The sequence below is a fragment of the Paenibacillus sp. J2L1-98 genome, assembly GCF_056269405.1.
Genome location: NZ_JBWDNW010000054.1, coordinates 1 through 3,210 on the forward strand (window position 1 = coordinate 1; position 3,210 = coordinate 3,210).

Consider the following 3,210-nt stretch of genomic DNA (forward strand, 5'->3'; position numbering starts at 1 on the left):
TTGGCCTTGCCATGGATTAAGGACTGCACAATCTTTCCCTTTTTCACTTAAAATTTTTACATAGGTTGTTTGACCCAACTCATTTTGTTTAGCATCTACCAAAAAGGCACCTTGTGCACGTAATTTTGTGAATTTACCTTTCTGACTCCAGTTAGGGAAAATACGTAAAAATCCTTCTTGACTTTGTAATAACGCTTCTTGGAAAGCAGACGCAAATCCAGTGGTTCCAATATCTCCAATGAGATTATTGGCACGAATTCCAAACCAAATTCCAGGTTTGATATCTATTTGTTTTTTGGCATACTCTTCTGGATTTAACTGATAACCCGCTCTTAATGCTGCATTTAATCCTCTGTAGCTTCCCCAGGCATTTGACGCATCAATATAATTAATGACTTTATCTTTTTCACTTTGAGGCATACTCATGTTAATGGCATCAAAATAATAAGCCCCTTGTGCGGTCACTGGGTTCGAATTAAGACGACCGTCACCTTCAGATGCAGCAAACCGCTTTTTGTTGTTTGCCGTTACATAGGGATAATCACTTAAATTATCAAGAATGTTTTTCCAAATAACTCTATCTTCAGCATCACGATCCAATATTTTACTAGCTTCAATAGTATTACTTAAATAATAACGAATTGCCATTAAATCAAAAATAGAATTTCTACCTGGCCAACCCTCGTGGGCAGAACCGTATATGACATATTTTCCATTTTCAACAACAAGATAGTCTGTCCAAAAATTTGCCACATCTTTCATTTTAGGGTATAACCAATCTTCCAAAAACACCTCATCCTGATTGTACTTCCACATTCTAACCATTGGCATCAACATGGAACTTGCATTGGAAGGCTGATTTTGATATCTTAACTCTGGTACATTATTAAGCCCCATTCCAAAAGGAGTAAACGATTTCCGAAATAAAACACCTCTTATTCCCTCAGTAAAACTTGGTCGTTTATTTCCTTGATTAAGCAGATTGAGCTCATATGGGTTAGACGCTTGTTCTCTTGCAGATTCCCAAAAATTACCTATTACATTAATAAAATTATTAATATTGCTTAACCGATTCGCCTGAACCAATGGATGAACTTGTCTGGTGGCGTCAGTATTTGCAAAATAAGCTCCTCCCCACTTGGGGTTTTTATTAGCGGTCCAAGGAAAGAGCCCTGGAGCTATACCAGCATTGTTATTACTTGCATCCGAAGTAGCACAACCTAGCGCATAAAGTGCCCCATAGTAGACCCTGTTAAATGAATCGTTATAGAAATCAACGTATGATTTTAGCCAATATTCTTTCCAGTGCGCTCTATGATCTGCTTTAAGGCTGCTTAAATCTCTTGTTACTTTATTTAAAGTAGCGAGAGAGAGCTCTTCTGAAGATATATTATTATTTTTGCCACCTTCAATGGATGAGACGATAGTAATATATTCATCTGCTGCAAGTGAAATAATTGCTCTGTTTTTTCCTTTACTTACTTCTTTAAAAAATAGCTTATCATCGTCCTTTATAAATTGAGTGCTCATTGTGACTTCTACATTTAAATCCGTTCGATCTTTATATCCAACTGATTTACTGGATATAGTTCTTTTATTAACATTATCGATTTTAGAAGAAACCTCATTGTATGCAGTCCATGTGTCAACGTCAAGTGTCAACAACTCGTTCGAGTCGTTATGAATTTTAGACACAATAACATTTTCTTTGGCGGACACGAAAGTATTCATTGAAAAACCACTTTCGGATTGTGCCCGAACTTCTGCATTTTTCATATCTTGTTCATAACGAAACTCTGAAGGGGGAGAAGGTACAGATGGTGCCTTTCCATATAATCCCAATTCATAGATTCTTACTGTTGTTCCTGTATTTTGTTCGGCTTTAGTAACTAACAAGCGAACATATCTTGTCTTGATAGAGCTAGATAGGTTTCTATCTGTTATATTGGCTGTATTTCCTACTACAGCATCCGCATCAAGCCAATCTGAATCCGTTGCCCCCTGAGGATTTTCTTGAGTAGTATACTGAAGTTTAAAATCTTTAGTATTCATGCTGGCAGCTTCTCCACCGGCCCCAGCATGCTTGACTATCCAACGAGAAATATCTTTTTCTTCTCCAAGATCTATCATTGCCCAGTATTTAGAAGATCCGCCGTTATTAGTAGTGGTTGCACACCACTTCGTCTTTACATTGCCATCGAGTAAGGCTCCTCCAAATTGTTCAGGTAAATTAAATGAGCTTACAGTAATATTCTTATTCAAAGCAAGGTTTTCGGTATTACTTTGTCTAATTGTTAATCCTCCAAAGGTTGTATAGCCATATTCATTAATATCTTGTTCTCCAGGTGCTTTAGATTCCCACATATCGCTCCGCGATATATAAATATTCTGTTCATTTCGATCTCCACCCATAAATGCGTAAACTGTTCCGTTACCCATTACTGGTCCGTCTGGACTAACATCTGTATTCCAATCAGAACCCCTAAGAGTATTTTTATCATATATACCTACATATCTGTCTAATATTTTAGAAACTTCTGTCCATCCATCATTAGCTTCAGCTGCTGATGCCTGAGGAATTAGTAATGTACTATTCACAAATAAACTTGAAGCTGTAAGACTTGCAACCATGATTCCAGAAATGAAGCGCTTTATTTTTGACACACTAAACATCTCCTCTCAATTTCTAGTACGTTAGTAGTTCAAAGTTTAAACAATAGTTAACTTGAAGCTCGCGGCATCTCTTGTTCGCCCAAGCTCTTTCCATTCAGAAACAATGCGTCAATTGTACACACTCCTTTGTTGATCGTTATGTCCTGACCCACCAGCAGATTCCCTCTTCAATTTGAATCATAGATAAAATTTTCACGAAAAAACACTGTCGAATTTAAGGAATCCGACAAATCAACGACTGTAAAATATGATTTTTCCTGCAATATCGCAAAACAACCAAAAGACACAATTTATCTCCAATGAAGAAACTATGTGTTAATTCATTAAGATTTCATTATTGTATTTTTCAAGACATACTCCTTTGGCGTTTCCTCACCATCTGATTAGTTAAGGGCTGGCGAAATATCGAGAAATATTGATTCCATTATTCTGCCCGTTAGCTTAACGCCCCACCCAGTCTATGACCTTTAGTTAAGCAGACTTGTGTCGCTCAAAAAAAGATATACTGTTTTCGCTCATTTTATTTAAAGCAGTTTT

General features: G+C 36.9%; 1 protein-coding gene. It reads right to left on the reverse strand.

From position 1 onward, the window contains the following. Nucleotides 1-2,664 (reverse strand): discoidin domain-containing protein (locus tag AC0YNZ_RS31290; protein WP_475830259.1); only part of this gene is annotated, 2,664 nt, incomplete at its 3' end. Nucleotides 2,665-3,210: the final 546 nt, after the last annotated feature.